Consider the following 20,129-nt stretch of genomic DNA (forward strand, 5'->3'; position numbering starts at 1 on the left):
ATAGAAACCCATTATTCTTAGATTTTTTTTTCATAATTTTGTTAATTGATTGTAGTTAATTCGTTATATTCAATCACTTAGTTAATCGGAAATTGTTCGCAGCTCTTTCCGATTTTTTTATTTAATACGCTTTTTTCATCATAAATTTTAGTTGGTTTTAGTGGTTATTTAATTAGTATTTGATTGTTTTTTATCGTGTAATGAATGCCATGAATTTCGTTGAAATAACTCATCACATTTTCTATAGATTCTTCTTTAAAACTTGCGTTGAATTTCTCGTTAGCCAGTTTTTCATTTTTATTGATGATTGTAACGTTGTAGCGTCTTTCTAATTTGGTAATGATGTTTTTGAAAGTCATATTTCTAAAAGTCAATCCGCCATTTATCCATGAAGTATAGATATCTGTAAGAACTGCTTTTGTTGAAATTTTAGCATTTTCTTTGTTGAAACTTCCTTTAAATCCAGGTTTTAAAATAGTGTTTTTAGCAGCATCAAACTCTTGGTTAGATTGATACATTCCAACAGAACCTTCCACCAAAACAACATCGGTTACAGCATCTTCAGGATAATTTGTAACATTGAAATGCGTTCCTAAAACACGAACATTCAATTCGTCGGCATTTACGATAAAAGGATGTTTTTTATCTTTTGCGACGTCAAAAAAAGCTTCACCGTCAAGAAACACTTGTCTGTTTTCGCCAGCAATAAATTTTACAGGATATTTTAAAGTTGTTCCAGAGTTTAGGTGAACAAATGTTCCATCAGATAACTGAAGACGGAATTTTTTACCATAAGGAATTTTAATCGTGTTGTAAACCAATTTTTCAGGATCTGAACTGTTTTCATAAACCAATTTATCTCCATTTTGATTTCCGACAATATTACCTTTAGAATCTTTTACTTGAGAAGAATTCTGTTCGGAGATAATTTGGGTTTCACCATTTTCTAATTGTAAAACGATGTCGGAACTTTTAAAATCAAATTTTTGTTCCACAACGTTTTGTGTCATATTCTGTTTGTAGAAAAATCCAATTCCTAATAAAACAACAACAGAAGCAGCAATCGCAATGTATTTTCTATAATTTGATTTTCTTGCTGGCATTTCAATAACAGTTTCTTCTTCTTTTGAAGCTGTTAAAATATTATTGAAAATAGCGTCGGCTTTTTGCTGATCCATTTTTGGCATTTCATCCAAAAGATTTTGAACGTCTTCAACAGTCGGAAAATCATCTGTAAGCTGATTTTTTTTGTAATAAGCAATTACCTCGTTTATTTCTTCGGGCGTGCATTGGTTTAAAACAAACTTTTGTAAAAGACTTTTTATTTCAGGATTTGAATTCATTACGAATTGATTTTATATCTGTGTTCTTGATATAATACAGCTGAGAATAATTTAAGTACTACTCAAACGTTATAAATTTTTAAATTTTAACATTTATATATTTTTATGTTTCTGATTATAAGAGAGTTACTCTATTTTGTTTTGAAGTAAAAAATTAAATTTTCTCTTCAGTTGCCTCCAGTTTTAACTGGAGGTCATAAAATGTTACATTAGAAAAGGCTTTAGCCAAACAACTAATTTGGCTAAAGCCCCTGCCTAGCTTTCTTTTTGAACCTCCAGTTAAAACTGGAGGCAATTGATTTTTATTTTTTGCCACAGATTAAACAAATTAAAAGGATTTCAATCTGTGGGAATCTTCTAATCTGTGGCTTTAAAAAAGGCTATGAATTATAATCAAAAAAAAATCACTCCGAAGAGTGATTTTAATGGCATTATTGTGGTTTTGGTTAGATAATTTCATCGTGAAGTTGAAAAAAACCGCGCATCGATTCGAGCGCTTTACTCATCTGGTTCCGGACGGTATTTATCGAAATACCTAGTTCCTGACTTATTTCTTCATAGCTCATTCCTTTTTTCCGAGACATCTTAAAAATCTGCCGTCGTTTAGGAGGAAGCTGTTTTATAGCTTGTTTTTGGAGTTTTTTGCAATCGGCTTCCCGAATGGAATAATCTCCGTATTCATGTGATTTCTGACTTTCGTAAAAAACAGCTTCTTTTAAAATAACTTCATTTGCTGCTCTATTCAAAACATTAAAAGCCTGATTTCTTGCAATTGTAAAAATATAGGCTTTAAATGATTGTTCTATATCTAAACTTTCGCGGTTGAGCCAAACCTTCATAAAAACATCCTGCACATTCTCTTCTGCCGCCTCTTTTGATTTTAAAAGACTAATGCTGTAACCATAAATATCTTGATGGTATAAATCAAAAAGTTGTCGAAAAGCTTTTTCGTTACCATTTTTGAGTTCACTCACCAATAATTTTTCACTATGGTTTGCTGCTTCTAACAATTTAATTCGCTTTATTTAATTCTAATGGTATTAAACTATCAAAATAGAGGTCTGGTGTTTGACTTCTTGGCAAATATATAAAAATAATATTCGCAACAAATCATATATAAAAAAACTTATTTCGGATTTTTTGTTAGTTTTTTAGAGAAAGATATAAAATGCATCCTAAAGTGGCTTTGTTACAAGTAAGTGTCATATTGACGCTTTTGCTAAATAAATTTTTATTTTGAATTTGACTTTTGAGAATATTCTTATGTACGAAATAGGAAATGAAAATTTACGCTGAGTATATTCCAAAAAAAATCCTTTTGTCTTCTTAAAAAAGAACAAAAGGATTTCGTTATATAACTCTAATTTTTGGATTAGTTTTTCAAGTCTTTAATTACTTTAAAAGCAACATCAACCTGATCTTCTCCAACTAAAATGGTAAATTCATTTGATGTAGAAATAACTTCGTTGATGATAATTCCTTCCCAAGCTAAACGTTGGAAAATGAAGTAGTAAATACCAGGAACAACGATGTTTTCTTTAGGTAATTTTACAGTAATTGAAGCTAAATTATCTAATTTCTGAATTAATTTCTCTCTCATAAAGTGCTTCTCAACTAAGTGATTCACACTACTACTAACGACAATATTAGTTTCATTTACACCACGAGATGAGGTATAAAAAATATCAGATAAAGCGTTGATATCAGAAATTAAGTCGGCCTGTTTGTTTAAAACAGTTTCTGAAGCTGCAAAAGTGTAATCTGTAAGTTCAGAACGAACGGTAATTTCACCTATATTTTTAATTACTTTATTGATTTTGTGGTTCAATTTAAAATCTAGTTCTTCTGTCAGTCTTTTTAAAGACATCACTACAGCGCCCTGTTTTACTTCTTTTCCAAACTCACTTTCTAATTCGGTCATAATATTTCGCGAAAGTGAAGTTAGATTAATAATTCCGAGCGAGAGGGCATTTAATAAAAATGGTTTTGTTTTAATGTAGTTTTCTACAATAGAAGACACAGTTTTCATAATTCTTTTTTTTTTTTTGTAATTCGGTTGGTTGTTAATTTAACATTACGATGTTATAATTCTTTGCAAATATAAATAAAAAAACAAATTGTTACAATTATAACAATAAAAAATTATGTTAAAAGTGATAAAAAGCATCGGTAAGATGTTCAATTGCAAATGATTCGCCGTTTTTATGGATGCCAATGATGTCAAAACGGATTTCTAAATCATCTTCAAAATCCTTTTCCCTATCGTTTATGTAGGCATTTACTGCTTTAATGAGTAATTGAATTTTTTTTGGCTTGACAAAATCTTGTGGAGAACCAAAATCTAAACTCGAACGTGTTTTTACTTCGATAATGGCTAAAATGGAATCTTTTTGAGCAATTATATCAATTTCTGCTTTTTGAAAAACATAATTGCGATCTCGAATAGTGTATCCATTTTTTTCCAGATGTGCTACAGCGAGATCTTCTCCTAATTTTCCTAAATCATTATGTTCAGCCATGGGTTTTGTTGTTTTGTTTCAAGTTTCAAGTTTCAAGTTTCAGGTTTTATGTTTTTTGTACGCAAAGACGCGAAGTCACAAAGTGTGCTTAAAACTTTGCGACTTCGCGTCTTTGCGAGATTTTATGTGGTATTTTTAGTTTCCTTATAAAGGAATATTACAGTTTTATTTTTTGAAAGTAAGCGTGCTTCCTGTAGCAGTAACTTCCATCGTAACGGTATTCCCCATAATTAAAGCTCTGTTGTCTCTAATGTGACCAGCTGGAAAATTAAAAATTACAGGAATATTATATTTTTTAGTTACATCATCAATAATTTCTAAGGCATTTTTTCCCCAAGGAACTTCATTATCTTTCATGCTCGTCATTCCTCCAATAATAATTCCTTTTAGGTTTTCGATGCATCCGTTTCGTTTTAGATTCATCATCATACGATCAATATGATAAAGATATTCATCCAAATCTTCGATAAATAAAATTTTATCTCTGCAGTCAATTGCAGAAGGCGAGCCTAATAAACTATAAAGAATAGATAAATTTCCCCCAACTAATTCTCCAGTTGCAGTTCCTAAACGATTCATTGGAGTTGGACTAATAGAATAAGAAACAGGTTCTCCAAATAAACTTGCTTTTAAAGAACTAACGGCATCTGGAGTTGCTCTCGGAACCGTTACAGGCATAATTCCATGAAGTGATTTATAACCCATAGTATTTAAATGATTGTGTAAAACGGTAACGTCGCTAAAACCAATAACCCATTTTGGATGCTGTTTGAATTTGGTAAAATCCAATAAATCCAACATTCTAACAGTTCCATAACCACCGCGAACGCACCAAATAGCTTTAATATTGGGGTTGTCCAATTGTTTTTGAAAATCTGCTGCTCTTTGTTCGTCTGTTCCTGCCAATTGATGATAATCTAATCCGATTGTAGATCCTATAACGGCTTCTAAACCCCAGCTGTGCAATAAATCAATTGTTGGTTTTAAGTTGTCGTCGATATTTTTTCGAGCTGTTGCTAAAAGTGCAACGGTATCTCCTTTTTGTAAATAAGGCGGTGTTATCATGATTTGTTGAGAATGACAGTTGAATGATTGTAAAGCAAAAATAAGAAATAGGAATTTATAAAGAATAATGTGTTTGTTAATGTTGAAACTGGTTTTCATAGTCGTTATTGCTTCTTTTTCATTTTGTGTGGAAAACAAATATAGACATTTTTGATTTTAAAATTATTTGAAATTTCTTACAAATAACTTAAAAAAGTTATAATATTGAAAATGTTTTTAAATTAAGATATATGCCGTTTTCTAGAATCTGTTTTTTGTTTGCAATACTTTTTTCATTTCAAGTTCATTCTCAATCCAAAAAATATAAAATTCATACTGTTGCCTTTTATAATTTCGAAAATCTATATGATACTGTAGATGATGCTTTTACAAATGATGACGAATGGACACCAAATGGAGCGCAACATTGGACAGCCGAAAAATATCAGCAAAAGCTAAAAAATCTGGCGAGAGTTTTATCTGAAATTGGAACTCCAGAAAACACAAATGCACCAGTTTTAATTGGCGGTGCTGAAATAGAAAATCGTGGGGTTTTGGAAGATTTGATAAAAGAACCAAAACTGCAAGAACTAGATTTAGGAATTATTCATTTTGATTCACCCGATAAACGTGGCATCGATGTAGCATTGCTTTATCAGAAAAAATATTTTCGTCCGACTTCTTTTTCAAATATTCCGTTGATTATTTACAAAAAGAATATTCCAAAGAAGGAAGAACAATTGGAAGTTGAAGATGATGAAATAGAAATAAAAAAAGAAAATTATAATCGTATTTTTACGAGAGATCAGCTTTTGGTTTCGGGATTTTTAGAAGATGAAGAAATACATATTATAGTCAACCATTGGCCATCTAGATCCAGTGGAGAAAAAGCGACTAGTTTGTTTCGGGAAGCTGCCGGAAAATTGAACAGGAAAATTATCGATTCTTTGCAACAAATTAATCCAAAAGCAAAGGTTTTAACAATGGGAGATTTTAATGACGGACCTTTAAATAATAGCATCAAATTGGCATTAGAAGCAAAAAGCAAAAAAACAGAATTGAAAGAATTTGATCTTTTTAACCCGTTTGAAGAACTGGAAAATAAAGGATTTGGGACAATTGCGTATCGTGATTCCTGGAATGTTTTTGATCAAATTATAATGACATCTTCTTTCATTAAATCTGATTTTTCAAGTTATCAATTTTGGAAAGCAGGAATTTTCAACAAGCCCTATCTCATTCAAAATTCAGGAAAATATAAAGGTTATCCGTTACGAAATACTCTTACGGAAGCAGGTTTTAGCGATCATCTTCCGGTTTATATTTATTTGATAAAAGAACTTTAATTAGTTTTCAGTCGCGGTCGCAGTTTTCAGTGATAGTTTTTGTTCTCAGTAAAACTGAAAACTGTCACTGTGACTGAGTACTTTTTATTAACTTAGCTTTTCACAATTTAGAATTAAAAAAATGGCTATAGCAAAACCTTTTAACCTGACGAAATGGATTGACGAAAACCGTCATTTATTAAAACCGCCTGTTGGAAATAAAAATCTGTATGTAGATTCTGGAGATTATATTGTAATGATTGTAGCAGGACCAAACGCGAGAAAAGATTACCATTATAATGAAACAGAAGAGCTTTTTTATCAGTTAGAAGGCAGCATAAAAGTAGTCATTCAAGAAGATGGCGAACGTAAAGAAATGGAACTCAATGCAGGCGATATGTATTTACATCCAGCCAAAGTGCCTCATTCTCCTGTTCGTTCCGAAGGTTCTATAGGATTAGTAATTGAAAGAAAACGTGCAGGACAAGGTTTTACAGATGGCTTGCTTTGGCATTGCGACAACTGCAATCATAAACTTTACGAAGTCTATTTTGAATTGCATAATATAGAGAAAGACTTTCTTCCGCACTTCGAACATTTTTATAATTCTGAAGAATTAAGAACCTGCGATAAATGCGGAACAGTTATGGAAACTGATCCAAGGTTTGTGGCTAAAAAGTAATATATTGATTAATAACAGTATCGAACCCGACAAGTTTTTAAAACCTGTCGGGTTTACTTTTTATGTTAAAAGAGAGAATTTTGTATCATTTTTGATATATATTTGTGTCATAAATGTTATTAAAAAGTAACACAAATGATACAAGAAATTATCGCATACAAAAATATAGTTGAAAATATTGAGAGTCTAATTGATAAATCAACTTATAAGAGAAACTATATTATTGAAAAAGTTGGTATTTCGAGTCCAACGTTTTATAGAAAATTGAAAACACATTCATTTACTCCTGATGAAATGCTTTCAATTGCAAAAATTCTTTCTCCAGAGGAAAATTTTAAAATACAATTAAAAGCCGACATTGCACAGGGGAAACTTGATTATATAAATGGAGATTATATAACTCATGAAGAAATGCTTGCAGAATTAAAAAGTAAGAATCTTATCTAAAATTTTGCAGATTTAAAAAACTCAAAGGCTTTTGACGATTATTTGAGAAAGCTATTAATATTATGTCATCTTCGTTTATTTCATAATATAATTTAACCTGTTTTGAAAGAACAATTTCCCGGCATTCCAGTTCTGCATTGTATTTGCCCAATTCAGGATTATTTTCGAGTAGATTGATAATATGCAAAGAATCCTTTATGAATTTTTGTAATATCGCTAAAGTCCAATATTGTTCTAAATAATATTGAATGTTATAAAATGTATAATTCGCTTTTTTTGACCAAACAATTCTCATTATAAAGTTTAGATTATCTGGTAAAAATATAAAAAATAACTTACAAAATAATTTCTATAACTCGAACTTTTTTCCCTGTTCAGGATAAATAATCTTCAGCCCTAAATCGTTTTGAGCTTTTAGTTGCCCTTTAATTTTTGCAATATTTTTTGCAGGAGGTTTTAAATGCGTAATGATGATTTTGAAGTTTTCCAAAGAACCTTTTCCTGCCAAATCTTCCAAAACATGAAGCTCTTTCATTAAGTAATTTGGCGTTAAATGTCCGAACAAAAACTTATCCGGCTGTTCGTTTGGAAATGAAACTTCAATAAAAATTCCCTTTAATTGTTTTTCTCTAACTAATGGCGCAATTGCCGTCCATAAATCACGAAGATTATTGCTTTTTTCTACGTCATCTGGTCCTGTATCTCCCAAATACAAAGCATAGTTGTTTTCGTTTTTAACTAAAAAAGCAGTACTTTCAAAAGGGTTAACATGACTTAGCGGAAATGCTTTAACCGTCATTTTTGTATTTGTTAGTGGAATTTCTTCTCCTAAATTCAGAGTTTGAAAATGGTATTTTTTTAAAGGAAAACCTGGGCCTGCATCTCCAAAATTAGCCCATGTTTGATCGTTGAAATAATGATTTTCCATCATTTCCATACATTTACTAGTTGCATAAACCGTCTTTGAAGAATCTGCAGGAGAATTGATAATTAAACCCGAAACATGATCTAAGTGTGCATGAGAAATCAAATATCCTTTTATATATTTTTTTAAAACCTCGCTGGTTGAAACTTTAAAAGTTTTCTTTTCGATGGCTTTTTCAATTCCGGCATTTATAGTTCCTGCATCTAAACAGATATAATCGTTTGTATTTATTGGAGCAAGTAAATAAGCTGAAAGATTTTTTTCGTTAATTCCGCCTTTAACTCCTAATGGAACTACCTGAAATGATGATTTTTCTTTTTGAGAAAAAACATTTGATGAAATTAAAAGAAGGCAAAGAAAAAAGCGGTTGAAATTATTCATAATCAAAAAAATTAGAGATGCAAATTTCATGAATAAAAGAGAAATAAAGCACGCAATTTTGAAAAAAATCATATTAATTAATCCTAAATTTACATTTCACTAAAAATAAACTGCATGGCTAGAAAAGTACTTTTTATACTGTTTTTGATGTTAATAAGTTCTGGGGTGTACTGTTGCGATTGTTCGGAAAAACCATCAATAAAAGAGAATTGGGAGCTAGCTAGTCAGGTTTTTATTGGAAAAGTAATTAAGATTGATAGTTCTTTATATTCCGAATATGGTCAAAAAATGTACTCTTATACAGTCAAAATATCGAAAACTTATAAAGATGAAGTTTTTAAAGAACAATATTTTAGGACAATTCTAGGAGTTAACATGGGTTCTTGCGACTATTATTTCGAAAATGGGAAAGAATATTTAATTTATGCAAAAAAAGACCATAACTCTTTGGGTTGCTCTATATGTTCAAGAACGAATCTGTTGCAAAACATTCAAAGTGACGAACTAAAATTATTAGACGAATTATATAGAAAGTCTAGAAAAAATAGAAACGGAATACAAATCATTCAATTTCAGAATAATATTCAATATCAAATCGATTTAGTCAAAAATTCATTTGAAGAAAAATTGAAAAGAAAAGATATGATCATATATGTTTTATCAGCATTGAATTTTATTCTGATTTTTCTGCTTATTCTAGTATTTTTCAAAAATAAAAGAATTTTTAAAAGCGGTAATGAATCAAATTTCGATTCGAAATAATATCTTTACATTAATAATATAACAATTTTAACTAAAAAAGTTACAATGACAACAATAGCATCGCAATTTGGAATGACGGAAGCTCTTGAAAAATTGGGCATCAAAGCAATAAATGAAGGAACGTCAACAGGAATAAATAATTTTTCTTCTGGAGAAATCTTAGAAAGTTATTCTCCAGTTGATGGGAAATTAATAGCTTCGGTAAAAATGTCGACTGCAGAAGATTACGAAAAAACGATTCAAACTGCTGCAGAAGCTTTTAAATCATTTAGATTAATTCCTGCTCCACAGCGTGGTGAAATTGTACGTCAGTTTGGAGAAAAATTGAGACAAAACAAAGAGGCGCTTGGTAAATTGGTTTCTTATGAAATGGGAAAATCATTGCAAGAAGGTTTTGGAGAAGTTCAAGAAATGATTGATATCTGTGATTTTGCTGTTGGTTTATCTCGTCAGCTTCACGGCTTAACGATGCATTCTGAAAGACCGGGGCATCGTATGTACGAGCAATATCATCCATTAGGAATTGTCGGAATTATTTCGGCATTTAATTTTCCAGTTGCAGTTTGGTCGTGGAACACAGCTTTAGCTTGGATTTCTGGAGACGTTTGTGTTTGGAAACCTTCTGAGAAAACACCACTTTGCGGTATTGCTTGCCAGAATATAATTGCTCAGGTAATTAAAGAGAATAATCTTCCGGAAGGAATTTCATGTCTTATAAATGGAGATTATAAAATTGGAGAATTATTGACTACAGATACTCGAATTCCGCTAATTTCTGCAACTGGCTCAACACGTATGGGAAAAATCGTAGCACAAACGGTGGCAGGAAGACTTGGAAAATCACTTTTAGAACTTGGAGGTAACAATGCAATTATTGTAACTCCAGATGCCGATATAAAAATGACTGTTATTGGAGCTGTTTTTGGAGCAGTTGGTACGGCTGGTCAAAGATGTACATCAACAAGGAGATTGATTATTCACGAAAGTATTTATGATAAAGTAAAAGACGCTTTAGTGGCTGCATATAAGCAATTACGAATAGGAAATCCGCTTGACGAAAACAATCATGTCGGCCCTCTAATTGATAAACACGCCGTTGAAATGTATGCGGCAGCTTTGAATAAAGTAGTTGCCGAAGGTGGAAAAATTTTGGTTGAGGGCGGTGTGCTTTCTGGCCAAGGTTACGAAAGTGGCTGTTATGTAAAGCCTGCTATTGCAGAGGCTGAAAATTCATTTGCAATTGTACAGCATGAAACTTTTGCACCGGTTTTATATCTACTTAAATATACTGGAGAAGTTGAAAATGCAATCGAAATTCAAAATGGTGTTGCACAAGGTTTATCTTCTGCAATTATGACCAATAATTTGCGTGAGGCTGAAAGATTTTTATCTGCAACGGGTTCTGACTGCGGAATTGCAAACGTAAACATTGGAACTTCTGGAGCGGAAATTGGAGGTGCTTTTGGAGGAGAAAAAGAAACAGGAGGCGGACGCGAGTCTGGTTCTGATGCATGGAAAATTTATATGAGACGTCAAACCAATACAATTAATTATACAACGAATCTTCCTTTGGCTCAGGGAATTAAATTTGATTTATAAATTTAAATTATAAGAAAAAAGGCTTCCAATTTTGGAAGCCTTTTTTAGTTAAGTTAGTTTTATTTTTTAATAAGTGTTTGATTAATTGTTCCGTCTGCTGTGTAAATTTTGGCTAAGTAAGTTCCAGAAATTAAACTGCTCGTATCAATGCTTTCAGATTTTCCAGAAGTCATTACTAAGTTTCCAGAAATGTTGTAAATAAGTACTTTTTCTACTTTTTGATTGGCGTCTGAGAGATACAAAATATCTGAAAAAGGATTTGGATACAATACTATTTTAGTGTTTTCAATCACTACAGAATCGGTTACTGGAGCAACTTTTAATGTTGTTCCTCCGCTGTAAGCTGTGCTGATATAAAATAGATTAGCAACAGAACCTTTAGTTATAGTGTGAGATCCAGCTGCAATAGATGCGGTAACGATGCCAGCTGAAGCAGTGTAAGAGACGTTATCGACTTTTATAGTTCCTGTAAAATTAGAATCGAAAACTAAAGTTAGCGTCGATGAACTTGTTGTTGTATACGTGATTGTTGTACTTGATTCAATTTTTAAGCGTTCGGTTAACGTCAATCCATTATAAGTTACAGATCCTGGAGTAGAATTCATATTCCCAGTGATAGAGTAGAAGCTACTCGTTTTGCCAGAAGTTGTAAAATTATGAATTTCATTTCCTCCGCCAGAACCAGTTGTTACTGTTATAGTTCCTGAAGCTGTTGCTGGAGAACCTGCAGTTCCTGAAGTTGTAATAGAATAAGAAACATTTGCTGTTGGAGTACCCGAAATTGTTACTGTTTTAGAAGCTGAATTCTTTACAACAGTTAATCCAGAAGCTGGTAATCCTGTTACAGTTGCGTCAGTTGCATTTCCGCCCCAAGTAAATACAATTGATGCAATTGCAGTTCCAGAAGAAACGTTCTGATTATTATTTCCTGTAGAAGTTAAAGTCTGATTACCTGCCGCGGTAACCGTCACAGTTCCTGAACCAGTGGCAGGGGAACCACTAGTTCCAGAAGTGGCAACAGAATAAGAAACGGTTGCTGTAGGCGTACCTGAAATAGTTATAGTTTTTGCGGTAGTATTTTTTACAAAAGTCAATCCTGAAGCGGGTAATCCTGTTACAGTTGCATCTGTTGCATCTCCTCCCCATGTAAACACGATTGAACTAATTGCAGTGCCACTTACAACTGTTTGATTATTGTTTGAAGAAGAAGTTAAAGTTAATGTTTGAGTTCCGGCTGGAGGATTTCCTTCTCCTTGTACGGCAACTAAAGTTCCTGTATAATTGGTAAGTGCCGATTTTAGTGCTGTAATAACCAGTGAAGAAGTATCATCAGTTGCGTTATTGAAAGTCCATTGTAAATCTCCACCAGAAACTCGCCCAGCATATTGCATGGTTTTGGTTTTAGCTGTAGCAGGCTGATCGATTACTAAATTTTTTACATATAATGTAGCGTCAGTATCAAAATTGTTATAAGTGTTTGCGCCAGATTTAGATTTTACAGTATTGCTTACAGTTTCTCCTCTTGTTGTGGCAACATAAGCATCGAAATCTGTTGTAGAACTAATTTTTCCCGAGATATTGTATAAAGGATTCGGATCATTATAAGCTACAAATCGCATATTATTTGTTCCGTTTGAAGCGTCAAAAGTATTATTGAATGCTTTGATGCTTCCTCCAGCTTCACCAGAAAAAGTTCCCATTGTTCCGGCGTTATTCACTTGATTGCTTTCGTCCCAAATATCAGAACCTTGAAGCGATGTTAGCATCGGATGTTTACTATTTCTAAAATAATTCCCTTCGACAAAAAGAGAAGAGCCCATTGTAGATCCTGCTCCGTATTTGGCAACACCATCATAATAATTATTGTAAATATGTGCTGAATAATAACGAACACGTGGATGGCGAGAATCGGAATGATCAAACCAGTTGTGATGATACGTAATATATAATCCAGAAGTTGTTCCTTCACTTAAGCCTAATAAACTTGCTTTACCATTATCCCAAAAATGATTATAAGATAATGTAATGTAAGTTGAAGTTTTATTGTCTAAAGCGCCATCACCTTTTATCTGATCAGCATCGCTTCCAGCGTTTCCGTAGAAAAGGTCACAATTATGAACCCAAATATGATCATTATCTTGCTGCATTCCTACATTGTCTCCAGCAGTACTATCACAATTCATAAATCCTATGTTGCTCACTTCAATATTTGAAGCAGATTTTAGACGTACTCCCCAACCGTTTGCTACAGCATCATTTCCAATTCCTTCAAAAGTAACATAACTTGAAGCATTGTTTGAATTTTCAATAACAACATCGCCACCTTCCATAACGGTCATATCGGTTATATTTCCAATTAAACGAATAATAAAAGGACGTGTATCTTTTCCCTTTTTGATTGCATAAAGAATATTTTGCAGACCGATACAAGGATTTGAACTTGCACCAGTAATATTCATAGAAATGGTGTTTTTGGTGTTTTGAGTAATGTAAAGTATAACGGCATTGTCCTTTGGAGTTCCGTCTAATTTATATCCGCCAGGAACACGTCCGCCTTCAAAAGCAAATCCGTTTCTGTCATGGGCAGAAACGGTTAAAGTTCCTGTTGTAGCACCTGTGCCTTCTGTTCCATTTACAACTGGTTTTACCTTCACAGTGTAAGATCCTGCTTTAAGGCCAGGAATGTCTGCACGCAAATACGAGCCATAACTTCTAATAAGCTGATCGTCTATTTTCTTGTCGGTAAATCCGTTACCAGTATAATAAACATTGTAAGTTTGTGCTCCGCTCACAGGTTGCCATTTTACAAATGCCGTTTCGAGCCAACCAGATGCTTCATTGATTTGAATGGTTTGTGCCCATAATTGTACGGTCATGAGAAAGACCGCTACGAAAAGTAGGTTTTTTTTCATAAGTGTTTGTTTAAGATAGTTAATAATAAGTAAGTGGCTTTACTTTCAATTACAAGTGGTTTAATTGTAATCGATTACACAAAATTATATAATAATTTTTATTATTATAATTTTAATCTAAATTTTTAGAGAATAATTTATTTAAAAAGCTTTTAATTTGATTAAAATGTAATTAATTGCACTAATTGTAATTTATTACATAATTAAAATGTTTTAAAAATCCTTATACTCGTTGGCTTTTGATAATTCGATTAAATGTTTAAGTCTATTTTGTCAAAATGACAATATTTTTTAATTACATAAATTACATTTTAATTTTTGTAGGAAATGTATTCTTTTTGTGTTTTTTAAAAAAGAATATTCTGAAAAAAATAAATATTGTAGCAATCCAAAATTTAGAATTAAGCAATAAAAAAAGCCTTTTCGATTTATTCAAAAAGGCTTTTTTTATTTATAAAGTAGATTGTTAATCTTTACTTGACAGTTTTAGTAGAAGTCTAAGGAATTCGATATACAACCAAACTAATGTAATCATTAGCCCCATTGCCCCATACCATTCCATGAATTTTGGCATTTTTTCTCTTGCTCCTTTTTCAATTAAATCAAAATCTAAGAATAAGTTAAGAGCAGCAATTACAATTACAAAAACGCTAATACCAATACTTATAGTAGAATTTCCATAGTGAATAGGCTGAAAATTGAAGATCAATGAAGCTAGCCATGAAAATAAATAATAAGTTGCAATTGCCAATGTTGCTGCTACCACAACAGATTTAAATTGTTCAGTAACTTTTACAACCTTGAATTTATATAATCCAAGGCAAACTAAAAAAGTAACCAAAGTTGCTCCAACTGCATTAATTACAATTCCTGGAAATTTTAATTCAAATATGGCAGAAATTCCTCCGATAAATAGTCCTTCAAATAAGGCATATCCAGGAGCTAAATAAGGAGAAGCTTGAGGTTTAAATGCAGAGATAATTACAAGAATAAAAGCTATAATAGCGCCTCCAATAGTTGGTAACATCGGATTTATTTCATTGAATGCCATCCACCATGTTACCATAGCCGCACCACATAAAATTAGAAATAAAATAGCTGTTTTGTTAATTGTTCCTGATACCGTCATTTCTTGATTGTAATCAATGATCTGAGCTTGGTGTACTTCGGTTCTTGGTTCAGCATTAGATGAAAAACGCTTACTGTTTAAGAATGGATTTTTTGAATTAAAGTTCATAATCTTTACATTTAATTGAACTCAAATATATGGAGTTTTTTTGAAGTGCAATTGTTTGATAGAATTTTTTAACATGAATTTCTCTTCCTTATTTGCCATAAAAAAATCCATCAAACTTGATTTGATGGATTTTCATATATAAGTATATGTCTTTATTTTATTGTAATAAATCTAAAACCAATGAAGGGAATAAACCTAAAGCAATGTTTAATGCGATAGAAATTACTGCCGCGGCATAAATAAGGAATGGTTTTCCTGTTCTTTCCTGATTTGGTTCTTTAGAATACATTGCGATAATTAATTTGAAGTAATAGCCAACACTAATAATAGAGTTGATTACTGCTACAATCACTAAGCCAATATATCCTGCCTGAATCGTTTGATTGAATAAAAATAATTTAGCAAAGAATCCAGAGAAAATTGGAATTCCTGCCATTGACAATAAAGATGCTGTAAGAATTGCAGCCAACAATGGATTTGTTTTTCCTAATCCGTGGAAGTTTGTAATGTCTTCATTTTCTTGATCTCTACATACATACAAAATAACACTAAAAGCAGCAATTCCAGACAATGCATAGGCTGTTGTGTAATATAAAAGAACGCCAGCTGAAGCAGAAACCGTTAATAATGTCATTAACATGAAACCTGCATGAGAAATTCCAGAGAAAGCAAGCATACGTTTTACATTTACTTGTCTTAATGCCATAATATTACCAACACACATTGAAGCTATCGAAATAATAACAACAATTACTTCGAACGTGTGTAAAAGATCTTGATTTTCTAGAGAAGAAATTACATTCATACCAGAAATCAGCTTAAAAAGAGTTGCAATAGCTACAACTTTTGCTAATGTGCTCATTAAAGCTGTTGTTAGAGCAGGAGAACCTTCATAAACGTCTGGAGCCCAGAAGTGGAAAGGGACTGCCGCAACTTTAAATAACATTCCGATAATCATTAAAATCAATCCAATAGGAAACCAGATTGGTAATTCTGCTGATAAAGCACTTTCGTGAATTTCACTAATATCAAAAGTTCCCATCGCTCCGTAAATCAAACAGATTCCGAATAAGATAATTCCAGAAGCAAAAGATCCCATTAAGAAATATTTCATTCCCGCCTCGTTACTTTTGATATTCAAACGATCACTTGCCGCTAAAACATATAGAGCAATAGATAAAATTTCGATTCCTAAAAAGAACATAGCTAAATTTCCGAAAGAAACCATAGCTACAGCTCCCGCAAGTAAAAAGACTTTAATAGCAACGTAATCTGAAATTTTTGTTTGATGATTTTGATAAAAATTATGGCTTAATGCTACAAGAAAGATTGTCAAAACGATAAACAATGATGAAAAAGCTGTAGAAAACTTTGATACTGCTATCATATTGTTGTAATAACTTTGTTCTGTTCCAAATTCACAGAAATTAATTGCCAATACACCTATTAAACCCAAAATGGTAATAGGAATGATTGCCTTTCTTAAATTAAGAATTTCAAACAATAGGCAGAAAATACCCAATCCTGTTATAGCTATTAATGTATTCATTTTTGTCTTTTTGAGTTAGGATTGCAATTTTAAGAATGTAACCCTAATTTATTTTTTGTTTAAAATATTAGTTCTTATTGATAACTTGTAAAATGTTTTCCAAGCTTGGTGTAATCAAATCTGTAATTGGTTTTGGATAGAATCCAAAGAACAATAAAACAGCGATAATTACCACAAATGAAATTCCTTCGTTAAGAGAAACATCTGCAAAAGTTTTCGAATTTGTTTCGCCTAACATTACATGCTGGAACATTCTCAGCATATAGTAAGCTCCTAAAATAATAGTAGTTCCACCTAGAATTGCAAACCAGATGTTTACATGAGATAAACTGTATAATACGGTGAATTCTCCAACAAAGTTAAATGTACTTGGTAAAGCAACAGAAGCCAAAACTAAGATTAAAAACATCGAAGTGAATTTTGGAGATTGAGTACGAATTCCTCCCAATGCATCAATTTCTCTAGTTTCAAATCTTCTAAAAATTACTTCAGCAGCAAAGAATAATCCCACTACAACAAAACCGTGAGCAATCATTTGCATAACAGCACCTCTTAAACCATCAAGAGTTAAAGTATAAGAACCTGCAGCGATTAATCCAACGTGCGCAAGAGAAGAATATGCTAATAATTTTTTAAGATCTTTTTGTCTCAATGCCACAATTGATCCGTAGATAACTCCAGCAATTCCTAAAGCAATAAAGATATTCATGTATTCTTTTGCAGCAAGTGGTGCAATTGGCAACTGCCAACGAAGTACACTGTATAATCCCATTTTCAGCATGATACCAGATAAAAGCATTGTTCCAACCGTTGGGGCTTTTTGGTACACATTTGCCTGCCAAGTATGGAAAGGAATAATTGGAATTTTAATAGCGTAAGCTAAAAAGAAAGCCAAGAAAATCCATAATTGTTCGCAAGCCGATAAATCTAATTTGTATAAATCTTCAATTAAGAAAGAATCTGCTTTTGTATATAAATAAATAAAGGCAGTTAACATGAATAACGAACCAGCAAGTGTGTAAATAAAGAATTTAACCACAGCTTTTCTGCGTTCTTCAGCATCGCCATTACCCCAGATTAAAGCGATAAAGTAAATTGGAATAAGCGCTAACTCCCAGAAAATGTAATATAATAAACCATCAGCAGCTAAGAAAGTTCCTGTCATAGCAAAAGCCATAAACAAGATTAGTCCGTAAAAAGCTTTGGCATTTTTGTATTCATTTCCGAAAGAAGAAAAAATGATAATCGGAGTTAAAGCTGCAGTAAGTAAAACCATAGCAAGTCCAAGTCCGTCTGCGTTTAAAGCGAAAGAAATTTTTGGCTGTGTAATCCAGCTGTTGATTACGCTGATATTTTCGCCAGCTGAATAGTTATTCAATAATACAATTGAACATCCTAAAGCCGCTAAACTAAAAAGTAAAGCAACTTTTGAAGCTAGTTTGTCACCAGAAAAATAAGTGGCAAATGCACCAATTAAAAGTATAATTAATATAGTAGAAACGTTCATAGTAATAATATTATTGAGCTAAAAATATATAGGAAACAATTGCACAAAGTCCTAAAACAAAAACAAATAGATATAATCCTATACTTCCGGTTTGTAATTTTTTTCCTTGGAAAGCAATTTCGTTTGCTATTTTGCCTAATCCAAATACAAGAGCAGATAATCCTGTTTCGATATAATCTCTAAAGAATTTAGATAAGCTGTTAACTGGTGCTACAAATACAGCATCGTAAACTTCGTCTACATAATATTTGTTGTATAACACTTTGCTTAAACCAGTAATGTTTTCATCAGCTTCTGGAACATTATCTTGTTTAAAGTATTTTACGTAAGCAATTAAAATTCCTAATAATCCACCTAGAACTGCAACACCCATTAAAGTGTATTCAGTTGTGCCTAAATGGTGTTCTTCGCCAGCTACTTTTGTGAAAAGAGGAGCAAGGTATTCATTTAACCAGCTGTTTCCAGGTAAACTAATTAATCCGCCAAAAGTTGCTAAAATAGCTAAAATGATAAGTGGAATAGTAATTAATGAACCACTTTCGTGTAAATGGTGTTTTTGCTCTTCAGTTCCTCTAAATTCTTTGAAGAAAGTTAAGAACATTAAACGAAACATATAAAAAGCTGTCATGATTGAAGCAACAGATCCAACAACATATAATGGGATACTGTGGTGGAAAGCAGTCAATAAAATTTCATCTTTAGAAAAGAATCCTGAGAAAAATGGAACTCCTGAGATTGCTAATGAAGAAATCAACATAGTCCAGAACGTGATTGGCATCGCTTTACGCAATCCTCCCATGTTACGCATATCTTGCTCTCCGTGTAATCCGTGGATAACAGATCCTGATCCTAAGAATAAACAAGCTTTAAAGAAAGCGTGAGTTATTACGTGAAAGACAGCTACTTCATAAGCTCCAAATCCTAATGCTAAAAACATTAAACCTAATTGTGAAACTGTAGAATAAGCCAATACTTTTTTGATATCGTTTTGAACTAATCCAATTGTAGCAGCAACTAATGAAGTGATTGCTCCAATAATTGCGATTACAGATTGTACATCTGTTGCAAGGTCAAAAACAAAGTTTAATCTTGTTACCATAAAGATACCAGCAGTAACCATCGTAGCTGCGTGGATTAATGCAGAAACTGGAGTTGGTCCAGCCATCGCATCAGGTAACCAAGTGTATAACGGAATTTGAGCAGATTTACCACAAGCTCCAATGAACAAACATAAAGCAGCTAAAGAAAGTAATGGTAAATTTAAGTTAGAAGCTCCAGCAATTGCAGTTTTTAACGTTGCATAATCTAATGTTGAAAACATTGAACCAATGATAAACATTCCGATTAATAAACCTAAATCTCCAATTCTGTTCATAATGAAAGCTTTCTTCGCAGCATCATTGTAATCCTGGTTTTTATGCCAGAATCCAATTAATAGGTAAGAACAAAGTCCAACACCTTCCCATCCGATGAAAAGAACTAATAAGTTGCTTCCAATTACAAGTGTAATCATAAAGAAAACGAACAAATTCAGGTAAGAGAAGAATTTGTGCATGTTTTCATCATCATGCATGTAACTGATAGAGTATAAGTGAATCAAAGATCCAATTCCAGTTACAAAAAGTAGCCAAAGAACAGATAATTGATCTAATAAAAATCCAAGATTGATTTTTAAGTTGCTAATTTGAATCCAATCAAATAAAGTAACTTCAATTCCTTTTCCAGTTGAAGTTATTTGATTAAAAAGTAAAAGAGAAACTACAAAAGAAATCGCTACGGCAATAGTTCCGATTGCACCAGAAACTGTTTTTCCTAAGCTTTTTCCAAAAAAGACATTTACTAGAAATCCTAGTAAAGGAGTTAAAACTAAAATTAACGCTAAATTGGTATCCATTTC

Annotated in this window: 18 protein-coding genes; 5 read left to right on the forward strand and 13 right to left on the reverse strand. The window is 32.3% G+C overall.

Features of this window, described 5'->3' with window-relative positions; genetic code table 11:
• Positions 1 to 164 precede the first annotated feature (164 nt).
• The 6 genes from HNP35_RS03350 to HNP35_RS03375 form a co-directional block, all read right to left on the reverse strand.
• The gene (locus HNP35_RS03350) at positions 165 to 1,343 is read right to left on the reverse strand and encodes a FecR family protein (RefSeq protein ID WP_184158469.1); all 1,179 of its coding nucleotides are present in this window, start codon (positions 1,341 to 1,343) and stop codon (positions 165 to 167) included.
• Positions 1,344 to 1,497: 154 nt separating this feature from the next.
• The gene (locus tag HNP35_RS03355) at positions 1,498 to 1,659 is read right to left on the reverse strand and encodes a hypothetical protein (RefSeq protein ID WP_184158467.1); all 162 of its coding nucleotides are present in this window, start codon (positions 1,657 to 1,659) and stop codon (positions 1,498 to 1,500) included.
• 130 nt (positions 1,660 to 1,789) lie between these two features.
• Positions 1,790 to 2,353, reverse strand: a complete 564-nt coding sequence (locus HNP35_RS03360; RefSeq protein ID WP_184158465.1) for an RNA polymerase sigma-70 factor — start codon at positions 2,351 to 2,353, stop codon at positions 1,790 to 1,792.
• Between the two features lie 362 nt (positions 2,354 to 2,715).
• Positions 2,716 to 3,372 (reverse strand): hypothetical protein, encoded by a 657-nt coding sequence (locus tag HNP35_RS03365; RefSeq protein WP_008466087.1) that lies wholly within the window; start codon positions 3,370 to 3,372, stop codon positions 2,716 to 2,718.
• Between the two features lie 118 nt (positions 3,373 to 3,490).
• A complete protein-coding gene (locus HNP35_RS03370) occupies positions 3,491 to 3,862 on the reverse strand; it encodes a YraN family protein (RefSeq protein WP_184158463.1) in 372 nt (123 codons plus the stop codon).
• A 165-nt stretch (positions 3,863 to 4,027) separates the two neighbouring features.
• Positions 4,028 to 4,927 (reverse strand): S66 peptidase family protein, encoded by a 900-nt coding sequence (locus tag HNP35_RS03375; RefSeq protein ID WP_184159715.1) that lies wholly within the window; start codon positions 4,925 to 4,927, stop codon positions 4,028 to 4,030.
• A 230-nt stretch (positions 4,928 to 5,157) separates the two neighbouring features.
• Between HNP35_RS03375 and HNP35_RS03380 the strand changes: the two genes are divergently transcribed.
• From HNP35_RS03380 to HNP35_RS03390, 3 genes are all read left to right on the forward strand, one after another.
• Positions 5,158 to 6,252, forward strand: coding sequence for an endonuclease/exonuclease/phosphatase family protein (locus HNP35_RS03380; protein WP_184158461.1), 1,095 nt, complete (start codon positions 5,158 to 5,160; stop codon positions 6,250 to 6,252).
• Between the two features lie 121 nt (positions 6,253 to 6,373).
• Positions 6,374 to 6,913: a 3-hydroxyanthranilate 3,4-dioxygenase gene (locus HNP35_RS03385; protein WP_184158459.1), complete on the forward strand. Its 540-nt coding sequence runs from the start codon at positions 6,374 to 6,376 to the stop codon at positions 6,911 to 6,913.
• A gap of 135 nt (positions 6,914 to 7,048) precedes the next feature.
• Complete coding sequence (locus tag HNP35_RS03390) at positions 7,049 to 7,360, forward strand: hypothetical protein (protein WP_184158457.1); 312 nt, start codon at positions 7,049 to 7,051, stop codon at positions 7,358 to 7,360.
• On the opposite strand, the gene HNP35_RS03395 is transcribed toward HNP35_RS03390, so the two are convergent.
• Both HNP35_RS03395 and HNP35_RS03400 read right to left on the reverse strand, forming a co-directional pair.
• Positions 7,353 to 7,655, reverse strand: coding sequence for a type II toxin-antitoxin system RelE/ParE family toxin (locus HNP35_RS03395; RefSeq protein WP_184158455.1), 303 nt, complete (start codon positions 7,653 to 7,655; stop codon positions 7,353 to 7,355). The genes HNP35_RS03390 and HNP35_RS03395 overlap by 8 nt on opposite strands.
• 54 nt (positions 7,656 to 7,709) lie before the next feature.
• The gene (locus HNP35_RS03400; RefSeq protein WP_184158453.1) at positions 7,710 to 8,666 is read right to left on the reverse strand and encodes an MBL fold metallo-hydrolase; all 957 of its coding nucleotides are present in this window, start codon (positions 8,664 to 8,666) and stop codon (positions 7,710 to 7,712) included.
• A 114-nt stretch (positions 8,667 to 8,780) separates the two neighbouring features.
• Here HNP35_RS03400 and HNP35_RS03405 point away from each other — a divergent pair, with 114 nt between their 5' ends.
• Both HNP35_RS03405 and amaB read left to right on the forward strand, forming a co-directional pair.
• Positions 8,781 to 9,428, forward strand: a complete 648-nt coding sequence (locus HNP35_RS03405; RefSeq protein ID WP_184158451.1) for a hypothetical protein — start codon at positions 8,781 to 8,783, stop codon at positions 9,426 to 9,428.
• A 45-nt stretch (positions 9,429 to 9,473) separates the two neighbouring features.
• The gene (gene amaB, locus HNP35_RS03410; protein WP_184158449.1) at positions 9,474 to 11,027 is read left to right on the forward strand and encodes an L-piperidine-6-carboxylate dehydrogenase; all 1,554 of its coding nucleotides are present in this window, start codon (positions 9,474 to 9,476) and stop codon (positions 11,025 to 11,027) included.
• Between the two features lie 59 nt (positions 11,028 to 11,086).
• Here the strand turns inward: amaB and HNP35_RS03415 are convergent, their stop codons facing one another.
• The 5 genes from HNP35_RS03415 to nuoL form a co-directional block, all read right to left on the reverse strand.
• Complete coding sequence (locus HNP35_RS03415) at positions 11,087 to 13,939, reverse strand: T9SS type A sorting domain-containing protein (protein WP_184158447.1); 2,853 nt, start codon at positions 13,937 to 13,939, stop codon at positions 11,087 to 11,089.
• A gap of 466 nt (positions 13,940 to 14,405) precedes the next feature.
• Positions 14,406 to 15,176, reverse strand: coding sequence for a Bax inhibitor-1/YccA family protein (locus HNP35_RS03420; RefSeq protein WP_184158446.1), 771 nt, complete (start codon positions 15,174 to 15,176; stop codon positions 14,406 to 14,408).
• Between the two features lie 157 nt (positions 15,177 to 15,333).
• Positions 15,334 to 16,725 carry an NADH-quinone oxidoreductase subunit N gene (locus HNP35_RS03425; RefSeq protein WP_184158444.1) on the reverse strand — a complete coding sequence of 464 codons (1,392 nt, stop codon included), beginning with the start codon at positions 16,723 to 16,725 and terminating at the stop codon, positions 15,334 to 15,336.
• A gap of 67 nt (positions 16,726 to 16,792) precedes the next feature.
• Complete coding sequence (locus tag HNP35_RS03430; RefSeq protein WP_184158442.1) at positions 16,793 to 18,232, reverse strand: complex I subunit 4 family protein; 1,440 nt, start codon at positions 18,230 to 18,232, stop codon at positions 16,793 to 16,795.
• A 10-nt stretch (positions 18,233 to 18,242) separates the two neighbouring features.
• Positions 18,243 to 20,126, reverse strand: coding sequence for an NADH-quinone oxidoreductase subunit L (gene nuoL / locus HNP35_RS03435; RefSeq protein WP_184158440.1), 1,884 nt, complete (start codon positions 20,124 to 20,126; stop codon positions 18,243 to 18,245).
• Between the last annotated feature and the right edge of the window lie 3 nt (positions 20,127 to 20,129).

Source organism: Flavobacterium notoginsengisoli, from assembly GCF_014207905.1.
GTDB classification, from domain to species: domain Bacteria; phylum Bacteroidota; class Bacteroidia; order Flavobacteriales; family Flavobacteriaceae; genus Flavobacterium; species Flavobacterium notoginsengisoli_A.

Bases quoted from the DNA above. Each gene is read 5' to 3' on its own strand.
- HNP35_RS03350 (WP_184158469.1), bottom strand. From the start codon at position 1,343: ATGAATTCAAATCCTGAAATAAAAAGTCTTTTACAAAAGTTTGTTTTA.
- HNP35_RS03365 (WP_008466087.1), bottom strand. From the start codon at position 3,372: ATGAAAACTGTGTCTTCTATTGTAGAAAACTACATTAAAACAAAACCA.
- HNP35_RS03370 (WP_184158463.1), bottom strand. From the start codon at position 3,862: ATGGCTGAACATAATGATTTAGGAAAATTAGGAGAAGATCTCGCTGTA.
- HNP35_RS03375 (WP_184159715.1), bottom strand. From the start codon at position 4,927: ATGATAACACCGCCTTATTTACAAAAAGGAGATACCGTTGCACTTTTA.
- HNP35_RS03380 (WP_184158461.1), top strand. From the start codon at position 5,158: ATGCCGTTTTCTAGAATCTGTTTTTTGTTTGCAATACTTTTTTCATTT.
- HNP35_RS03385 (WP_184158459.1), top strand. From the start codon at position 6,374: ATGGCTATAGCAAAACCTTTTAACCTGACGAAATGGATTGACGAAAAC.
- HNP35_RS03390 (WP_184158457.1), top strand. From the start codon at position 7,049: ATGATACAAGAAATTATCGCATACAAAAATATAGTTGAAAATATTGAG.
- HNP35_RS03395 (WP_184158455.1), bottom strand. From the start codon at position 7,655: ATGAGAATTGTTTGGTCAAAAAAAGCGAATTATACATTTTATAACATT.
- HNP35_RS03400 (WP_184158453.1), bottom strand. From the start codon at position 8,666: ATGAATAATTTCAACCGCTTTTTTCTTTGCCTTCTTTTAATTTCATCA.
- HNP35_RS03405 (WP_184158451.1), top strand. From the start codon at position 8,781: ATGGCTAGAAAAGTACTTTTTATACTGTTTTTGATGTTAATAAGTTCT.
- amaB (WP_184158449.1), top strand. From the start codon at position 9,474: ATGACAACAATAGCATCGCAATTTGGAATGACGGAAGCTCTTGAAAAA.
- HNP35_RS03415 (WP_184158447.1), bottom strand. From the start codon at position 13,939: ATGAAAAAAAACCTACTTTTCGTAGCGGTCTTTCTCATGACCGTACAA.
- HNP35_RS03420 (WP_184158446.1), bottom strand. From the start codon at position 15,176: ATGAACTTTAATTCAAAAAATCCATTCTTAAACAGTAAGCGTTTTTCA.
- HNP35_RS03425 (WP_184158444.1), bottom strand. From the start codon at position 16,725: ATGAATACATTAATAGCTATAACAGGATTGGGTATTTTCTGCCTATTG.
- HNP35_RS03430 (WP_184158442.1), bottom strand. From the start codon at position 18,232: ATGAACGTTTCTACTATATTAATTATACTTTTAATTGGTGCATTTGCC.
- nuoL (WP_184158440.1), bottom strand. From the start codon at position 20,126: ATGGATACCAATTTAGCGTTAATTTTAGTTTTAACTCCTTTACTAGGA.